Consider the following 18,603-nt stretch of genomic DNA (forward strand, 5'->3'; position numbering starts at 1 on the left):
GGTAAGCCATGGACAAGGTCATCCAGTGGTCGGTGCACAACCGTTTCCTGGTGCTGCTGGCCACCATCATCCTCACCGCCTGGGGGCTGCTGTCCCTGCGGGAGACGCCGCTCGACGCCATTCCCGACCTGTCGGACGTCCAGGTCATCGTGCGCACCACCTTCCCGGGCCAGGCCCCGCGGGTGGTGGAGGAGCAGGTCACCTACCCCATCACCACCACCATGCTGGCGGTGCCGGGGGCCCAGACGGTGCGCGGCTATTCCTTCTTCGGCGACTCCTTCGTCTACGTCATCTTCGAGGACGGCACCGACATCTACTGGGCCCGCTCGCGGGTCCTGGAGTACCTGAACCAGGCGGCCGCGGATCTGCCGGAGGGGGTGGCGCCGCGCCTCGGCCCCGATGCCACCGGGGTGGGCTGGGTGTACAGCTATGCCCTCACCGACCCCACCGGGACCCACGATCTCGCCGAGCTGCGCAGCCTCCAGGACTGGTTCCTCAAGCTGGAGCTGCAGACGGTCCCGGGGGTGGCCGAGGTGGCCACCGTGGGGGGCATGGTGCGCCAGTACCAGGTGGTGGCGGATCCGGAGAAGCTGCGGGCCTATGGCATTCCTCTGCGGCGCCTCGACGAGGCCATCCGCAACGCCAACCGCGAGGTGGGGGGCTCGGTGGTGGAGCTGGCGGAGGCGGAATACATGGTGCGCACCCGCGGCTACATCCAGTCCCTGGAGGACATCGAACACATCCCCGTGGGCATCGATCCCCGGGGCGTGCCCATCCTGCTCCGTGAGCTGGCCACGGTGCAGGTGGGGCCGGAGATGCGCCGCGTGGTGGCGGACCTCGACGGCGAGGGGGAGATCACCGGCGGCATCGTGGTGATGCGCTACGGCGAGAACGCCCTGGCCACCATCGCCGCCGTCAAGGAAAAGCTGGAAGAGCTGGCGGCAGGGCTGCCGGCGGGGGTGGAGATCGTCCCCACCTATGACCGCTCCGAACTGATCCTGGACGCGGTGGACAACCTCCAGAGCAAGCTGGTGGAGGAGTTCATCGTCGTGGCCCTGGTGTGCCTGGTATTCCTGTTCCACCTGCGCTCGGCCTTCGTGGCCATCGTCACCCTGCCCCTCGGGGTGCTGGCCGCCTTCGTGGTCATGCGTTACCAGGGCATCAACGCCAACATCATGTCCCTCGGCGGCATCGCCATCGCCATCGCCATCGGCGCCATGGTAGACGCCGCCATCGTCATGATCGAGAACGCCCACAAGCACCTGGAACGCTATCGCCAGACCTTCGGCCACGCGCCCCGTGGCGAGGAACACTGGCGGGTGGTGACCCGCGCCGCCACCGAGGTGGGGCCGGCCCTGTTCTTCTCCCTCCTCATCATCACCCTGAGCTTCCTGCCGGTGTTCACCCTCGAGGCCCAGGAGGGGCGCCTGTTCGCGCCCCTGGCCTACACCAAGACCTATGCCATGGCCGCCTCCGCAGGCCTAGCGGTGACCCTGGTGCCGGTGCTCATGGGTTACTTCATCCGCGGTCGCATCCCACGGGAGGAGACCAATCCCCTGAATCGCCTGCTGGTGTGGCTGTACCGGCCCCTGCTGCGGGTGGTACTGGCGGCCCCCCGCACCACCATCGCCGTATCCGCCCTGCTGTTCGCCACCCTGCTGGTGCCCCTGTATGGCGTGGGCGGCCTGCTGGAGCCCCTGAAGTGGCCCTTCCAGGCCGCCTCCCTGGCGGCCCCCGGCACCGGCGACCGAGCGGTCACCACCATCGAGGGCTGGCAGGCCGGCCTCACCGACGGCTGGCGCACCGCCACCCGCGGCGTGCCCGTGGTGGCGGACTGGCACGAGGGCCTCGGTTCGGAGTTCATGCCGGAACTCTTCGAGGGCGATCTCATGTACATGCCCACCACCCTGCCCGGCCTGTCCATCGGCAAGGCTCGGGAACTGCTGCAACAGACCGACCGCATCATCGCCAGCCTGCCCGAGGTGGAGCGGGTGTTCGGCAAGGTGGGGCGCGCCGACACCGCCACGGATCCGGCGCCCCTGACCATGATCGAGACCGTGATCCAGCTCCGGCCCCGATCCGAGTGGCGCCCCGGCCTGACGGTGGACGGCCTCATCGAGGAACTGGACCGCAAGGTGGATTTCCCCGGCGTCACCAACGCCTGGGTGATGCCCATCAAGACCCGCATCGACATGCTGGCCACGGGCATCAAGACCCCCGTGGGCATCAAGATCGCCGGCCCCGACCTCAAGGAGATCCAGCGCCTCGGCCAGGCGGTGGAGCGGACCGTGCTGCAGGTGCCGGGCACCGCCTCGGCCTTCTCCGAACGGGTGGCGGGGGGGCGCTACATCGAGATCCGCCCCCACCGCCTGGAGGCCGCCCGGGTGGGCCTCAACGTGGAGGACATCAACCGCATGGTGGCGGCCGCCGTGGGCGGCATCAACATCACCCGCACCGTGGAGGGCCTGGAGCGCTATCCCGTCAACCTGCGCTTCCCGCGGGAGCAGCGGGACGACGTGTATAAACTCCGGGAGATGCCCATCGTCACCCCCACCGGCGCCCACGTGACCCTGGGCAGCGTCGCCGAGGTGGTCATCACGGACGGCGCTCCCCTGCTGAAGAGCGAGAACGCGCGCCTCAATGGCTGGACCTTCGTGGACATCCGCGGCCGCGACGTGGGCGGTTACGTGAAAGAGGCCCGGCAGCGGGTGCGCGCGGAGGTGGAACTCCCCCCCGGCTACTCCCTCACCTGGTCCGGCCAGTACGAGTACATGCTGCGGGCCCAGGAGAGGCTGGCCCAGGTGGTGCCCTTCACCCTCGCCATCATCTTCGTGCTGCTCTACATGATTTTCCGGCGTGCCGCCGAGGCCTGGCTGGTGATGCTGTCCCTGCCCTTCGCCCTGGTGGGGGGCTTCTGGCTCATCTATGTGCTGGGCTACAACCTGTCGGTGGCGGTGGCCGTGGGCTTCATCGCCCTGGCCGGGGTGGCGGCGGAGTTCGGCGTGATAATGCTGGTGTACCTGGACAATGCCCTCAAGGACCGCCGCGACATCGGCCGGCTGGGGAGCGAGGACGACCTCAAGGCAGCCATCATGGAGGGCGCGGTGATGCGGGTGCGACCCAAGGCCATGACCGTGGCCACCATCATCGCCGGCCTGCTGCCCATCATGCTGGGGGCCGGCGCCGGCTCCGAGGTGATGCGGCGCATCGCCGCCCCCATGGTGGGGGGCATGATCACCGCCCCGCTGCTGAGCCTGTTCGTCATCCCCGCCATCTACCTGCTGTGGCAGCGCCGGCTGCTGGCCCGGGCGGATACGGACACCAATGCCCACGCCCCCGGCTGGGTGCCGTGAAGCACCCCGATCGGAATCATTCCCACCCAGTGCCATCCAGGGTCCGGTGTCGCCTCTTCTACCCTGCCCGCGACCATCGGGACTCAGAGCCTTTGGGCGAGGCCGGAAGCGCGGACCACCTGCTGCTCCACGCTGTCGCGCAATACCTGGGCATCGCCGGTGATCAGGCTGAACCAGTTTTTCGCCCGGGTGATGGCGGTGTAGATCAGCTCCCGGGTCATTACCGGGCTGAGCCGGTCCGGCAATAGCAGGCTGGTGTGGTTGAACTCCGAGCCCTGGGATTTGTGCACCGTCATGGCGTACACGGTCTCCAGCTGCTGCAGCCGGCTGGGGGATAACCAGCGAATGTCCCCGGTGCCGTCCCCACTCGGGAAGGCAACCCGCAGCATGGGTTTCGGCTCACCCGTCCCGGCCTGGTCCCAGGGCACACGGAAGGTGATGCCGATATCCCCGTTCATCAGACCCAGGTTGTAATCGTTACCGGTAATGAGCACGGGGCGTCCTTCATACCAGCCTTCGGCCCGGGGAATCAGCCTCTCGCCCAGGAGGCGAAGGGCCACCCGCTCGTTCAGGCCCTCCACTCCCCAGGGGCCTTTGCGTAAGGCGCAGAGAAGCTGGAAATCGTTGAAGGCCTCCAGGACGTCCCTCGCCAGATCGTCCCAGTCTTGCCGGGGACTGTGGGCCGTCAGCTCGTGCTGCTGTATCTTCTCCAGATAGTGCCGATACCCCACCGGCGGCGGCAATGGCCGGTTGTCCACTAGCCGACCCCGGCCGTGGTTGCTGAAGGCCTCCGGCGTGCCCGTGACGGCATGGCTGCAGACCCGGTCCAGGATATCGCCCGGGACCGGTTTGACCCTGCGACCATTCAGCCACATGACATCATCGAAACTACCGTCCCGGCACTGCTGCAATACGGTGGCATCCAGGGTATTGGTATTCACCGCATCCGCCAGCTTGCGGATGCCACTGTCTTCACCGAACCGGTAACTCCTGCGCAGCATCGCCACGGCCTGGTCCAGGGGCTGGCCATGGGCGTCGATCAGCGCATCGGGAATCGGCTCACCGATGATCGCCCGCAGCCAGTGGGCGGTATCCGGGGTGTAGTGGGCGTCCGGCGCCCGCCGGCATAATTCACCCAGGACGGCACCCGCGTCCACCGAGGCCAGTTGGTCCTTGTCGCCCAGCAGGATCAGGTGGGCATTGGCAGGCAGGGCGTCGAACACCGAGGCCATCAGGTCCACATCCACCATGGAGGCCTCGTCGATCACCAGGATATCCACCAGCAGCGGGTTATCCCGGTCGTGACGGAATCTGCGGGTGTCCGGGTGACTGCCCAGCAGACGATGCAGGGTGGTGACCCGGGTGGGGATGTCATCCAGCACCACGTGGCCCGGCAACTCACCCAGGGGCAGACGGCTGGCGGCCCCCCCAATGGACTCGTTCAGCCGCGCAGCGGCCTTGCCGGTGGGTGCGGCCAGACGAATGCGGTATTTGCGACCGGCCCGTTGCGGGGATTCACCGGCCACGGCCTGCAAGGCCGCCAGCAGCTTCACCACCGTGGTGGTCTTGCCGGTGCCCGGCCCACCGGTGATCACCGCAAAGCGGTTGCGGGCGGCCAGGGCACAAGCCAGCTTCTGGTAATCCACGCCTTGCTGCGGTTTGAACAAATGCCCCAGGGCCTCGGCCAAGGTGCGGGCGGGCGCTGATCCAGGATCGGCCAGCGCCGAAGGGAAGGCCAGTCGTTCGCGAATACCCTCGGCGATGCGCTGCTCGTAGCGCCAGAACCGGCGAAGGTACAGGCGGCTGTCGTTCAACACCAGAGGGGACACAGAAGTGCCGTCAGTCACTGCGAGAGCGTCATCCAGAGCGGACAGGCAGTCCCGCAGGGAAACGTCGGCCAGCACATCGTCCGGTGTCAGCGGGCCGGGAACCGCAACTTCGGGGAGGATCGGCCTTACCCCTACCTGTTCTTCCGGTGGCAGCGACAGTGTCTTACCGGCATCCGCCAGCAGGGTCGCCAGATCAATACACACATGACCGCGGCCGACCTGGTGGGACGCCAGCACCGCCAGCAACAACAATAACGGCCGCGGGCTATCCCCCTGCGCTTCCGAAAGCGTCCGGACGAGTCGCGCGAAGCCCACATCCAGAGGGCGGACCCATGCCGCCTGCTGCCAGCCCTCCAGCAGAGCTTCCACCTCGCCCATCCTCATGGGGCCACCCCCCCTTGCCCGGCCTCGCCATCGAACAGGGCGTCCAGCTTCTCGATGAGTTCCCTCGGAGGTTTGTCCGTGAACGCCCCGGCACTCGGCGCATTGACGCCGCGCAGAAACAGATACACGGCGCCGCCGATATGGCTGTCGTAGTCGTAATCGGCCAGCCGCGCCTTCAGCAATCGGTGCAGGGCCAGCAGGTAAAGAATGTATTGCAAATCGTAGCGTTCTTTCAGGATCGCCTCGCCCATGGCCCGATGGGTGTAGGCGTCGTCGCCGGTGCCCAGGGTATTGGATTTGTAGTCCAATACGTAATACCGCCCATGGTGCTCAAACATCAGGTCGATGAAACCCTTGAGCATGCCGTTGAAGCGGCGGTCTTCCACCCGGGGCCGGTCGGCGCCGTTGAGAGTGAGTCGTGTGACCCACTCATCCAGGACCCGGGTGCTGACGTTGCAGCTCTCGAACCAGAATTCCAGTTCCGGGCGCAGGGTGCCCAAGTCCGCCAGGGTGACGGTTTCATCGCCGCCCCGGCCCAGGGGCAGCGGCTTGCCGATCAGCGCCAGCAACCACTTTTCCAAAGGTACCGCCCATGGATTCCAGCCCCTCGTGCTGCACCGGCGGATGAGCTGTTCGCGTAACTGTGCCGGGTTGTTCATAACCTGTTTGAAGCCCTGGCGGGCGCACCATTCCAGCACTTCGTGCAGGAAGGTACCGGGACCGGCGCCCTGGGGAAAATGATGATGGTCGCGGGTGGCCGGACTCGAAGGCGTCTCTTCGCCCGCCTGCCTGACACTTTCTTCCAGAATGTTCTGAGTCTCCGCGTCTTCCACTTCCCCGGCGAACACGATACCCGTCCCCGCCATGCCGGTGTATTCGATGGAGGAGTAACTGGCAATCCACCAGTCTTCCCATGCTTCCCGCTTCGAGTTCAAGGCAGGTCCCAGGGCCTCCGGCATTTTCTCGAGATAGTGTCCACCGGTGGCTGCCGGCAGCGACGTAATCGCAATGGCCGGGTGTTCCCCCGCCAGTGTGTTCAGGAAATCGCCGACGGGCTGCTGCTCCCCGCCTTCTCCCCCTATCACGTAGCCCAGGCCACTCAGTTCCCAGTCGTCGATCGCCGCCACACCCACCCAGGCGGCGAACCGGGCGCGTGTCAGGGCCACATAGAGTTTACGGATATCTTCACCCAGCCGTTCCCGATCTGCCCGCGCCACATCTTCAGGCGTTGGATCAAACACGGTCACCGGCCTGCCGCCGTCGTCGTGATAGCGCACAAACGCCCGCTTCCCCCTTTCCGCCCGATGGGCGGTGCCGAACGGCAGGAACACCAGCGGGTATTCCAGACCCTTCGATTTATGCACCGTAATCACCTTCACCAAACCGGCATCACTTTCCAGACGCAGGGTGCGGTGTTCGTCTTCCTCATCCGCCACTCGCAGCATCTGGGTGTAGTGGTGAACGAGGGCATGTTCCCCATCCAGTTGCAGGCTGTCCTGCTGGAGCAGTTCGGCAATATGGAGGATGTCCGTCAGCCGGCGCTCGCCATCCGGACGTTGCAGCAGCCGGCCGGGGACATCGAAATCCATCAGGAAAGTGCGCAGCATGGGCAGCACACCCTGGCGTTGCCACTGCTGCTGGTAACCCATAAAGCGTTCGATCTCCCGCTCCAGGGCGATCTCATCGGCCAGCAACCGGTCCAGAGACTGCCAGGACTGCCCCAGCGTCGGCGTGGCCAGCGCGGCTCGCGCGTAGGCCAGTTGGCGAGGTTCGGCGAAGGCCTTGATCCAGTAAAGCACTTCTTTCGCTTCCTGGGACGTCAGCACGGAATCCCGGTCAGACAGGTACACGCTCTTGATACGCCGCCGCCCGAGAGCATCCCGCACCGCACTGGCTTCAACGCGGTTGTTGACCAGAACCGCGACGTCCCCGGGTGCGAGAGGCTGAATATCCGACCCGTTGTGCGCCACCACGAACCCGGCCTTTCGTTGCTGCCCGAGGGTCAGCAGCCGAGTGATCTCGCTGGCACAGGCTTCGGCCACCTCGCTGGTCGCGGCGCCTTTGGCCAGCCTCTTGCTGTTGCCGGCGCTGTCTTCTGCCTCGGATTCCAGGGCCCAGAAGGTGAGGCTGGGCCCGACCTGCCCATTCACCGACCATGACCGTTCGGTGCCATTGGCGTCCACGGCACGGAACGGCAGTGCCGAGGTATCGCCCTTGCCAAACAGGAAGGCGCCGTCACGGCCGCTTTTATCGCCATGCTCGAACACCCGATTGACCGCCTTCACCATGGGTTCTGCGGATCGGAAATTGCGGCCCAGGGTGTAGGTACGCCCCAGGGCGCCCTTGCGGGCTTCCAGGTAGGTGTGGATATCGGCGCCCCGGAAGCCGTAGATGGCCTGCTTCGGGTCACCGATCATCAGCATGCAGGTATCAGGATCGTTGTCCGCCACCCGGTAGATGCGGTTGAAAATCCGGTACTGTACCGGGTCCGTATCCTGGAACTCGTCGATCAGCGCCACCGGGAACTGGCGGCGGATGGTCACTGCCAGTTGATCACCCCGGGAGCCGTGCAGGGCGTCATCCAGGCGGGTAAGCAGATCGTCGAAGCCCATTTCCGAGCGTTTATGTTTTTCCGATTCCAGACGCCGGGCGACCCAATGGCTGGCATGCCTGAGGATATCAGCCTCGGCGCCGGGCAGGTTCTCGCTGAATGCGACCAGTTCGGCAATGGCGTCGAAGGCGGCATGGTGTGGCGCCGGGCCCTCAACCTTGAGGGTCTTCTTCAGACCCGCCGGCGTCTGGTTCTTGAAACCGGCTTTGTCCAGACCCTCGGGAAGGAGTTCGTCCGATTCGGCCCATGACGACAGTATGTCCCAGACCTTGCGCATCGCATTCCTGCTATTACCGTGCAGGCGTCGCGCGGCGTGAAGTTCGTCGAGCAGTTCCAGGACTTCGCTTTTCCAGGCCCTCCAGTCATTGGCTTTCAATGCCCGCGCCCGTTCCAGGCGCTCATCGAGCGTCCGCTCGATGGCCTGTTTCACATCTCCGACGGTCACTTCCAGGCTGTCCGCAAGCGGAATCAGGTTGCGTACCGCGTTGCCCAGGTCGTCCGGCGTCGTCCAGTGGCAGAGGACTTCATCCATCAACACGGGAGGCAGGGGATAGATAAAGGTACGCCAGTAATCCCGCACCACTTCGTCCAGCAGATCCCTATGGTCGGTTTCCAGGGTGAGTTTGAACAGACTGCCGCTGTCGAAGGCATGCTCGCCGAGCATGCGGTTACACCAGGCGTGGATGGTGGATACGGCGGCCTCATCCATCCACTCGGCGGCCAGCAACAACTTCTTACGACAATCCGGCCAGGTACCCCGATCCGGGTAGCCCTCGTCCCGCAATCGGAAGATCAGCCGGGTATCCGGCGAGGGCTCGAGGCCATCGATGTTCCCGGAGAAGACCTCGGCGGCCTGGGTCAACCGTGTGCGGATGCGATCCCGCAGCTCCTTGGTGGCGGCATCCGTGAAGGTCACGACCAGCAGGTTCGGCGGCAATATGCCCCCGGCCAGCGGGCTGTCGGGCGGCTGGCCGTGGCCCAATACCAGACGCACGTACAGAATGGCGATGGTGAAGGTCTTGCCGGTGCCGGCGCTGGCTTCAATCAGGGTGCTGCCGTTGAGGGGCAACGTTAAGGGGTCGAGGCTCGGGTTCACATCGTTCATGCCGTGGCCTCAATCTGTTCGGCGGCGGACTTATCCTGCTCGGCCTCCCACAGTGGCACATAGAGTGAATGCAGTAACGCCTCGAACTCACCGCCGGCCGTCAGTAAGTCCGCACGCTCGAAGGCCCCCCTCAGGTAACCGGCATCGCGTTCCAATGCCGTGGTGTAGGCCTGTTCGGCATCGCTGATGGCCCGCTCATGCTGACCGCGAAACTTCCTGCTCTGGTAGAAACTGTAAATCCAGGCAAAGCCGGCATTACAGTGCAGGGGCAGGGGCCGGGTGGTGGCGTCCATCCAGTGGGCGACAATCGCTTCGAGATGGATCCGGGCCCGTTCCCGGCCCAGGGACGCGAAGCGGAAACTGCGCCCCTCTTCCTTGGCCAGAATCAGGGTCTCGAAGGGTTGCCCCGTGAGCTGCCCGGCCACATGGATCACCCAGTCCCGCATCAGGTTGGCATAGCGCACTTTCCTGGCCGAGCCGGAGCCGGACAGCAAACCGGAACGCGCCACAACCAGGCGGCACCACCGGCCGTCGGAGTTGCGACGCAGGCCGTCAATCAGATCCACGACCTCCACCGAACTACCGTCATGGTTGAAACGGCATTCGAAGGGCAACGGCTCGCTGACTACTTCCGGCCAGGCCGCCAGGGCGCTCCGGTAGCGCTCGAACAGATCCGGCAGCCGGGCCGATAGATCGCTGCGCAGGCGGTGCTCGGTGACGCCCATGCCGAGCTCACCCCGCCGGGCCATGCGGTCCAGAGTGGCCTCCAGCCGTTCGCGCAAGTCTTCTTCGGAAGCGGCTTTCAGCAGGCCGTCCCGAATCAGTTCGTCATCCAACCGCCAGCGATCCAGACCGGAGAGGTCAAAGTTTTCGTTGTCGGCGTCCTTGTCCTCCACATCCTCGAAGCGCACCTGCAGGCGGCGCTGGTAGAAGGTGTCTATGGGCTTTTTAAGGAACGCCGCCAGGTCATTCAGGGTGAGGGGTTCCTCGGGCTCCCGGTAGGCCAAGGGGCGCCGTTCCCGATGCGGCGCCTCGATACCATGGGCGCTGCGCCATTCCCGCTCGTAGGTGAACAGGCTACGGGCCTGGAGCACTTCGGCCACAGGTCTGGGTGGACTGTTCTCGCCTTGTTCCAGTCCATTGGCCTTGGGAAAGTACTCGCGGCTGAAGGGCTGCAGCGGATGCCGGGTGGTCAGGGCTCCGGTGACGGTCGTATCGGCCGTGCCGTCAACCTGCCACAGGCTGTCCAGATGATCCCGCAACTGGCCCACCAGCACCGACGGAGGGCGCGCGGAATCGTCCTTGATACTGCGCCCCACCCAGCTGATGTAAAGCTGTTCCCGCGCCGATAACAGGGCTTCCAGGAACAGGTACCGGTCGTCTTCCCGGCGGGAACGATCCCCGGGCCGATAATCCCGGGCCATCAGATCGAAATCCACCGGCGGCCGGGAGCGGGGGTAGTCACCGTCGTTCATGCCCAGCAGGCACACCATGCGGAAGGGGATCGCCCGCATCGGCATCAGGGTGGCGAAATTTACCTTGCCGGCCAGGAAACGCTGGTTGAGGCCGCCATCGTCCAGGCCTTCAAGCAGCACGTCCTTGACGATATTCAGGGGCAGGGTCCGGTCTTTCAGGCCGGCCGCCAGGGCATCGTCCAGCCACTGTTCCAACTGGCGACGGAAGCGGTTGAGGAGGAGCAAATCACTGCCGGTGACCTGGTGAAAAAACCGCGCCAGCATGGCCGAGAAAAGGATCTCCCATTCCCCCGGGGTGCGGGCTGTTTGCAGCGCCTGCCACAGGGCTTCCAGGCGCTCCACGAACTCGCCGAGGCGGCCGGCAAGACTGGCCTCAAGCCCGGCGATCTCGCCGTAAGGCTGCACACCGGCCCACGGTGCGTCATCCCCCATGCCGTAACCCAGGAGCATGGAACGCAGGCCCGCTTGCCAGGTATTGCGCTCGAGCCCTGCGGGCAGTCCCAGGCTTTCCCGGTGCCGGCCGTGCAGGCCCCAGCGGATGTTGGCGCCTTCCACCCAGCGCCGGGCCAGGGGGATTTCTTGTTCGGCAATATCGAAACGGTCGCGAATCCCCGGCACCTCCAGCAGGCTGATGATCTCGCTCACGCCGAAGCGGCTGCGAGGCAGGGACATGAGGGTTTCCAGGGCGATCAGCACCGGTTCGTGGTGGCGCTGACCCTGGTCGGCGAGGGTGAACGGGATATGGCGCCTGCGCCCGGGCTGGTAACGGCCGAACACCGCCTGGATATGAGGGGCGTAAACGTTGATATCCGGCACCATGACCATGACATCCCGGGGCCGCAACGTCGGATCGGCATTGAAGGCGGCCAGTAACCGGTCGTGGAGGATTTCCATCTCGCGCTGGGGGCTGTGGGCATCGTGGAACGCCAGGGAGTGGTCCCGTACAAGATCCAGGCGGCGGTTCTCGGCCCGGATGTCCCGCAGGGGTGTCAGGTTGTAGATGTCGTTCTGCAACTGGTGCAGCACAGAGGGGGCTTCACCGGCGCCGTGCTCCGAGAAGATGTCGATCTTCTGGTCCGGGATCCGGAAGCTGCCCCGATACTGGTCCGGGTCATCGAATTCGTCCAGCAGGCGAATGTAATCCCGCCCCTGTTTGCCCCAGGCTGCCAGCAACGGATTGGCGTGCTGGTGCAGCTGGTCCGGATCGGCAATCCGCGAGAGCGTGGGGTGGGCGGCGCCGCGCTTGCGTTCGGCCTTCAGTAACTCCCGGTCGCTGATGATGTCCGCCCAATAAAACTGGCAGGGGTTATGGACACACAGCACCACCTGGCTGAAACGGCTGAGTACGTACAGGGCTTCCAGGGCCTGCCGGGGCAGCGAGGACACGCCGAACACCACGATGCGCCGGGGCAGCCGGGAGGGATTGGCCGGCACACGGATACGCTGGCCTGCGGCCATGAATCGGGTATGGATCTGCGAACGGCTGGTGTGGGGGTCGGTACCCACGTCTGCCACCAGCCTGCGCCATAACCGCGGCTGCCAGCGGGTTTCTTCCTCGACTGATCTTTCCTCGCCCCTGGCGGTGATGATCACATCCTGCCCCTGCTCCCAGGCGCTGAGCCAGTCGGCCCGGAATACCTGATACTGGTCGAACAGGTCCGCCACCTTCTCTGCCAGTTGGAAGCCCCGCAGCTCCGGATCGCTGCCCTCCAAAAAGCGGCCGAGGGGAGCAAACACCTCATCCTGCCCCACCAGTTCCGGCAACAACCGGTACAGCCGCCACAGCAGCCGGCGCTTGTCGAAGGGTGACTGCTCCGGTACCTCGCCCTCCGGCAGCACCGCCCGGTAGGCCTGCCAGATAAAACGGGCAGGGAACAGGAAGTCCATACCGGCAGCAATGCCGAGGCCACCTTCACGGCCGTCTTCCGAGCGCTTCGCTGCCAGCGCCAGCTTCAGCCACTGGGCGATGCCGTTGCTTTGTACCAGAAAGGTTTCGCTCCCGAGAGGCGGCACGGCGTTGCGATGGCAGATGTACACCACGGCGCGGCGCAGATCTTCCAGATGATTGGCGTGGATGGCATGAAAGCCCGGTTGGATGGCGGCAGGTTCGATCATGGAGATCCTTGGCTGGTGTGCGACTCAGTGCTGATGTTACAGGCTACCGGTGTGACACCCGATTCGGGCAGTCAGAACATTCAGATTGTCCGCAAGCGATTCTTAGCCTCACTCCCCTCTCGATGGCAAACAGGCATGGAAAAGCCAGTAATTGCATGAACTTACGAGCGCGTCCATCAGACCCTAGGCCATCGACAGGGACGTCCCCTGAGGCACCGCGTGCGCCTCCACTCCATACCTATGTTATTCGAGATATACTAACCTTCTGATTAGCGAAGTCATTACGCGCACCCCACAGGAGACAACGATGCGCAAACGCAGAATGGACAAACAGACAGAGGCGCCCATCCCCAATCGCGAATGGCTCGACGTGGAGCAGCTGGCGACGGTGGAGTTCAGCTCGGAGGACCCGGACTTCCCCATCGAGGGGGCGCTGGTCCCGGGCCACGATGCCGGCTGGCGGGCCGCCGGACCCGGTGAGCAGATCATCCGGCTCTCCTTCGACGAGCCCCTGAGCATCACCCTGATCCAGCTGCTTTTTATCGAGAACAACACCGAGCGTACCCAGGAGTTCATGCTGCGCTGGTCACGCGACAGCGACGGGCCCATGGAGGAGATCGTGCGCCAGCAGTATCACTTCAGCCCGCCTACCACCACCACCGAGATCGAGGACTACGGCTTGCAGCTGGAGGGCGTGAGAGTACTGGAACTCTCCATCATTCCGGATATCAGCGGCGGCCAGGCCCGGGCGGTGCTGGAGGAACTGCGGTTGGCCTGAGGTTTCCAGGGAAATGGGAAATGGGAAATGGGAAATGGGAAATGGGAAATGGGAAATGCAAGAGTGTAGCCTGACCCGGCGCGCCCGCCAACAAGGTTTTTTGTTTTTGCTCTCGTTGTTGCTTTTGCTTAACTTTTCCCTTTTCCCATTTCCCTTTTCCCTGCTTTTCTTCCTTTTCCCCGCTTTTCTTCCTTTTCCCCGCTCTTCTCCCTTTCCACTATTCCCCCGCCTTCCTCCGCCTCTCCACCAACTCATGCACCAGGGGGGCGCAGATCACCTCCAGGGCGTGACGTATGCTGCCATTGGGCAGTACCAGGGTGTTAGCCCGTGACATGAAGCTGCCATCCAGGCGCTTGCGCAGGTTGGGGAAATCGAAGCGACGCGGTTCGCGGAGACGGATCACCAGTGCGCTCTCATCGGCCGTCGGGACGTCGCGGGCCGTGAACGGATTGGAGGTGTCCACCAGGGGAATACGCTGGAAGTTGATGTCGGTGTAGGAGAACTGGGGGGTGATGTAGTGCACGTAGTCGGGCAGGCGCCGCAGGATGGCTTCGGTGGCGGCCTCCGCCGAGGCCCCCGTCAGGCTGACGTCGCGATGGATCTTCTGGATCCATTCCAGGTTCACGGAGGGCACCACGCCGATGAGCAGGTCCACCCAGCGGGCCACGTCCACGCCGTAGTCGCTGCGCTCCTGCTGCACGTGCCGGCGCAACTTGACGACGAGGGGATTGTGGGGTGGTCCCATGGTGCGGTGGGTCCACAGGTCCGATGTGTAACCGCCGTGCATGCCTTCGTAGAACAGCAGATCGGTGCCCGGCAGGATCTCCTCCCAGGAGGTGAAGGTACCCTCGGGGTGCTGGTGACGCGCCGCCATGGCTGGACTCTCCACGTAATGCCGGATGAGCCCGGTACCGGTGCGGGAGTACTCCGTGAACAGGCCCTCGAGACGGTCCAGCAGGTTCGCCTCCGGCCCGAAACGCGACATGATGCGGCCTTCCCGGGCGTTCTGCTCCACCCAGCACTTCATCTCCACGCGATCATAGCGGCGGAAACTATTGCCCTGTACGAAAACCGCGTTCATGGCCTCCCGCAGAAAGATCTCCTGGAAGGCCTCGCGCACGGACGTGGTGCCGGCTCCGGAGGAGCCGGTGATGGCGACGATGGGATATTTGACCGACATGATGACCTCGCCCGCGGCGGATATCTGGCAAAGTATGACAGTGCCGCACCGAAAGCCAAAGGCACCCCAGGGAATAGCGCACGGTGCCCGACCGTCTGAGCAGGGATGGGGCGATGCCGGGCGGGGGCGGAAATGAAACCCTTTCTCTCCGGGGGAGGTCGAATCCACAGGCCCTCGGTGAGGCGAACCGGAGCCACCTGCGGCAAACGAGGTCATTATCGAGTCCATGGAATCCTACGTATTCGCCACCCAACTGCTGCTGGCCGTCGTGGCCGGGGCGGTGCTGAATCTGACACCGTGCGTGCTGCCCGCCATCCCGGTGAAGCTGCGCATGATCACCGCCGCCGTGGGGGCGGGCCCGGGGCCGCGGTGGGTGGCGGCCGGAGCGGTGCTGGCGGGCACCTGGACCTTCTTCGGCGGCCTCGCCCTGGCGGCCGGGGGCGCAGCCTGGAACTGGGGCGAGCTGTTTCAAAGCCCGGCCGTGCGCCTGGGGCTGGCCCTGGTGCTGGTGGTGCTGGGGCTGATGAGCATGGCCGCCAGGGGCTTCAAGGTGCCGGAGAGGCTCTACCGTCTCGGCGGCCGCGGCTACGCGGAGCCCTATCTGGCGGGCCTGCTGGCGGCCCTGCTGTCCACCCCCTGTACCGGCCCCTTCCTGGGTGGCGTGCTGGCCTTCGCCGTGACCCGGCCACCGGGCCACGTGATGGCCATCTTCCTGGCTATAGGCCTCGGCCTGGCCCTGCCCTACCTGATTCTGCTCGCCTCCCCGCGCCTGCTGGCCCGACTACCGAAAAGCGGCCCCTGGAGCCGCCGGGTCCATCAGGCCCTGGGCCTGGTGCTGCTGGCCGGCGGGGTGTTCTTCGCCGCCCCCGACCTCACCCCGGCCATCACCCGTCTGCTATGGGGCGCGCTGGCCCTCACGGCCCTGGGCTGGGCCCTGTGGGTACTGTGGCAGGGCCCGGACCTGAGAGCCCGGGCCGTGCCCGTGGTATGTGCGATCCTGCTGGCCCCCCTGGTACCCCTGGCCCTGGACCCGGGCGACGGCGGGCCGGAGGATGTCTTGCCATGGCAGCCCTTTTCCGAGGCCGCCCTGGCCACCGCCAGGGCCGACGGCCGGCCCGTGCTGGTGGAGTTCACCGCCGACTGGTGCATCACCTGCAAGGTGCTGGAGCGCACCGTCTATCGCCACCCCCGCACCCTGGCGACGGCCCGGGAGGCCGGCCTCGTGACGTTGCAGGTAGACCTCACCGCCGCCATACCCGCACTCCAGGCCCGGCTGCTGGGCTGGGGCGGCGCCGGCATACCCTTCGCCGTAGTGCTGGACGGCGAGGGCGAAGTGGTGAAACGCCTGCCCGACATGTTCCAGCGCGACACCCTGGTGGCGGCCATCCGGGCCGCCCGCGGCTGACGAGACCATGACCTTGAAGAACCCCTTTACCCCTCTTGTCCTGTTGACCCTTGCCGCGGTCCTGCCCGCCGGCGCCGCCGCACCCCCCGACGCCCCGGCCGCGAGTGGCGGCCATCGTCTCGCCGACGCCACCAGCCCCTACCTCCAGCAACATGCCGGCAACCCGGTGGAATGGTATCCCTGGGGCGAGGAGGCCTTCGAGAAGGCGCGCCGCGAGGACAAGTTCATCCTCCTGTCCGTGGGCTACTCCACCTGCTACTGGTGCCACGTCATGAAGCGGGAGTCCTTCGCCGACGAGGAGACGGCGGCGCTGCTGAACCGCCACGCCGTGAGCATCAAGGTGGACCGCGAGGAACGGCCCGACGTGGACGCCATCTACATGACGGCGGTGCAACTGCTGGCCGGCCATGGCGGCTGGCCCATGACCCTGCTACTGACCGCCGACCTCGAGCCCTTTTTCGCCGCCACCTACCTGCCCCGGGACCGCTTCCAGGGCCTGATCCGCAATGCTCGGGAGCTGTGGAACGACAACCGCCCCGCCGTGGAGGCCCAGGGCGCGCGGGTGGCGGCCGCCATCCAACACGCCGGCCGGCTGCCCGGCGAACCCCTCGCGACCCTGCCGGACGAGGCCCTCGCGGACCAGGCCGTGGCCCGCCTGGCCGAGCGCTTCGATACCTTCGACGGCGGCTTCCAGCAGGCGCCCAAGTTTCCCATGTCCTCGATCCTGGAACTGCTGCTGGACCGTTACGAGCACGAAGGTGACACCCGGGCCCTGGACATGGCCACCACCACCCTCGGCGCCATGGCCCGCGGCGGCATCCACGACCAGGTGGGCGGCGGTTTCCACCGCTATGCCATCGACAACCAGTGGCTGGTACCCCACTTCGAGAAGATGCTCTACGACAACGCCCAGTTGCTGCACACCTACGCCCGCGCCCACGTCCTCACCGGCAACGCCCACTTCGAGCGCGTGGCCCATGACATCGTGGCCTACGTGGAACGGGATATGACAGGCCCCGGCGGCCTGTTTTACTCGGCCCAGGACGCGGAGGTGGATGCCGTGGAGGGTGAGTCCTACCTGTGGACCCCGGAAGAACTGGCGGAACTGCTGCCCGCCGCCGATTACGATCTGGTGCGCCGGGTATGGGGCCTCGACGGTCCGCCCGACTTCGAGGGCGGGCATATCCTCCACTGGCCGCGGGGCTACGCCGCCACTGCCGCCGCCCTGGAGATAACAATCGGGGACCTGATGGCCCGCCTCGAGCCCATCCGCACCCGCCTGCTGGCCAGCCGCCAGCAACGCCCCCAGCCCCACCTCGACGACAAGGTCATCACCGCCTGGAACGGCCTCATGATCTGGGCCCTCGCCTACGCCGGGGAGGTGCTGGAGCGACCCGCCTACGTGGCCATGGCCGAACGGGCCGCCACCGCCCTGCTGGCCACCCTGCGGGACGACCAGGGCCGCCTGCTGCATGTCGCCCGTCACGGCCGCGCCCGTCTGGACGCCTACCTCGATGACTATGCCGCGGTGATCCTCGGCCTCACGGAACTCCACCGCGTCAGCGGCGAGGCAGCCTGGCTGGACGAGGCCCGGATGCTGGCCGACACCATGCTCGCCACCCTGAAAGACCCCGCCGGCGGTTTCCATTACGCCCCACCCACGGTGGACCACCTGCTGGCCCGCCCCAAGGCCACCCATGACGGCGCCATGCCCGGCGCCGACAGCCTCGCCACCCGCGCCCTGGTGGCCCTCGCCAGGGAGACGGACGACAGACGCTACGCCGCCGCGGCCGCCGCCACCTTGCGGGCCTACGGCCCCCTGCTGGGAAAGGCCCCCGACGACATGCCCTACATGCTGTGGGGTCTGGCCGACTATCGCCGCGCCGGCCTCGCCGAGGATACCCCCGCGGCGCCCGCCATCGCCGCCCTCGAGACCACCTCGGACCACCTGCGCATCAGTGCCCGCCGCCTCCCGGGCGACGGCCACCGCCTGGAGGCCACGCTGCACCTGGCCCCCGGCTGGCACGTGAACGCCACGCCCGCCTCCCTGGACTTCCTCACCGCCACCCGGGTGCGCGCCCGGGCCCAGGGGGAGGTTCTGGCCCTGACCGTGGACTACCCGCGGGGCGAGAAGATGGATACCGGCCTCGGCACCCCCATCCGCATCTACGGTGACGGCACCCGTCTCAGCGCCGTCGCGGACCCGCCGCTGCCCGCCGGCACCACCGTCACGGTCCACGCCCAGGCCTGCAACGACAGCGGCCGCTGCCTGGCCCCCGCCGAGGTCACGACCCGTCTCGAAGGGCCACCGCCTGCCGCCCCCTGACGCCCCGCCTCCCCGCCCTTCGACCGCCCCACCCCGGGGCGG

General features: G+C 66.2%; 8 protein-coding genes. 4 read left to right on the forward strand and 4 right to left on the reverse strand.

Annotated elements, in window-relative coordinates:
- Positions 1-8 precede the first annotated feature (8 nt).
- Positions 9-3,353: an efflux RND transporter permease subunit gene (locus U5S82_01875; protein MDZ7750415.1), complete on the forward strand. Its 3,345-nt coding sequence runs from the start codon at positions 9-11 to the stop codon at positions 3,351-3,353.
- An 83-nt stretch (positions 3,354-3,436) separates the two neighbouring features.
- Here U5S82_01875 and recD read toward each other — a convergent pair whose 3' ends face one another.
- From recD to recC, 3 genes are read right to left on the reverse strand one after another with little or no spacing between them, the layout of a single operon-like run.
- The gene (recD, locus tag U5S82_01880) at positions 3,437-5,566 is read right to left on the reverse strand and encodes an exodeoxyribonuclease V subunit alpha (protein ID MDZ7750416.1); all 2,130 of its coding nucleotides are present in this window, start codon (positions 5,564-5,566) and stop codon (positions 3,437-3,439) included.
- Positions 5,563-9,282 carry an exodeoxyribonuclease V subunit beta gene (gene recB / locus U5S82_01885; GenBank protein MDZ7750417.1) on the reverse strand — a complete coding sequence of 1,240 codons (3,720 nt, stop codon included), beginning with the start codon at positions 9,280-9,282 and terminating at the stop codon, positions 5,563-5,565. The genes recD and recB overlap by 4 nt, the downstream gene beginning before the upstream one ends.
- Complete coding sequence (recC, locus tag U5S82_01890; GenBank protein ID MDZ7750418.1) at positions 9,279-12,872, reverse strand: exodeoxyribonuclease V subunit gamma; 3,594 nt, start codon at positions 12,870-12,872, stop codon at positions 9,279-9,281. Before recC ends, recB begins: the two co-directional genes overlap by 4 nt.
- Before the next feature lie 307 nt (positions 12,873-13,179).
- Between recC and U5S82_01895 the strand changes: the two genes are divergently transcribed.
- Positions 13,180-13,650, forward strand: a complete 471-nt coding sequence (locus U5S82_01895) for a hypothetical protein (GenBank protein ID MDZ7750419.1) — start codon at positions 13,180-13,182, stop codon at positions 13,648-13,650.
- Between the two features lie 217 nt (positions 13,651-13,867).
- On the opposite strand, the gene U5S82_01900 is transcribed toward U5S82_01895, so the two are convergent.
- Positions 13,868-14,830, reverse strand: coding sequence for a phosphoribulokinase (locus U5S82_01900; protein ID MDZ7750420.1), 963 nt, complete (start codon positions 14,828-14,830; stop codon positions 13,868-13,870).
- Positions 14,831-15,056: 226 nt separating this feature from the next.
- Between U5S82_01900 and U5S82_01905 the strand changes: the two genes are divergently transcribed.
- Together U5S82_01905 and U5S82_01910 are read left to right on the forward strand one after the other, a co-directional pair.
- The gene (locus tag U5S82_01905; GenBank protein MDZ7750421.1) at positions 15,057-16,235 is read left to right on the forward strand and encodes a thioredoxin family protein; all 1,179 of its coding nucleotides are present in this window, start codon (positions 15,057-15,059) and stop codon (positions 16,233-16,235) included.
- 7 nt (positions 16,236-16,242) lie between these two features.
- Entirely contained in the window at positions 16,243-18,561 is a 2,319-nt protein-coding gene (locus U5S82_01910) for a DUF255 domain-containing protein (protein ID MDZ7750422.1), read from the forward strand.
- Positions 18,562-18,603 lie beyond the last annotated feature (42 nt).

It is taken from the genome of Gammaproteobacteria bacterium (genome assembly GCA_034522055.1).
In the GTDB taxonomy this organism is placed as follows: domain Bacteria; phylum Pseudomonadota; class Gammaproteobacteria; order JAABTG01; family JAABTG01; genus JAABTG01.

Coding starts and splice junctions, on each gene's coding strand:
- U5S82_01875 (MDZ7750415.1), top strand. CDS start 9: ATGGACAAGGTCATCCAGTGGTCGGTGCACAACCGTTTCCTGGTGCTG.
- recD (MDZ7750416.1), bottom strand. CDS start 5,566: ATGAGGATGGGCGAGGTGGAAGCTCTGCTGGAGGGCTGGCAGCAGGCG.
- recB (MDZ7750417.1), bottom strand. CDS start 9,282: ATGAACGATGTGAACCCGAGCCTCGACCCCTTAACGTTGCCCCTCAAC.
- recC (MDZ7750418.1), bottom strand. CDS start 12,872: ATGATCGAACCTGCCGCCATCCAACCGGGCTTTCATGCCATCCACGCC.
- U5S82_01895 (MDZ7750419.1), top strand. CDS start 13,180: ATGCGCAAACGCAGAATGGACAAACAGACAGAGGCGCCCATCCCCAAT.
- U5S82_01900 (MDZ7750420.1), bottom strand. CDS start 14,830: ATGTCGGTCAAATATCCCATCGTCGCCATCACCGGCTCCTCCGGAGCC.
- U5S82_01905 (MDZ7750421.1), top strand. CDS start 15,057: ATGGAATCCTACGTATTCGCCACCCAACTGCTGCTGGCCGTCGTGGCC.
- U5S82_01910 (MDZ7750422.1), top strand. CDS start 16,243: ATGACCTTGAAGAACCCCTTTACCCCTCTTGTCCTGTTGACCCTTGCC.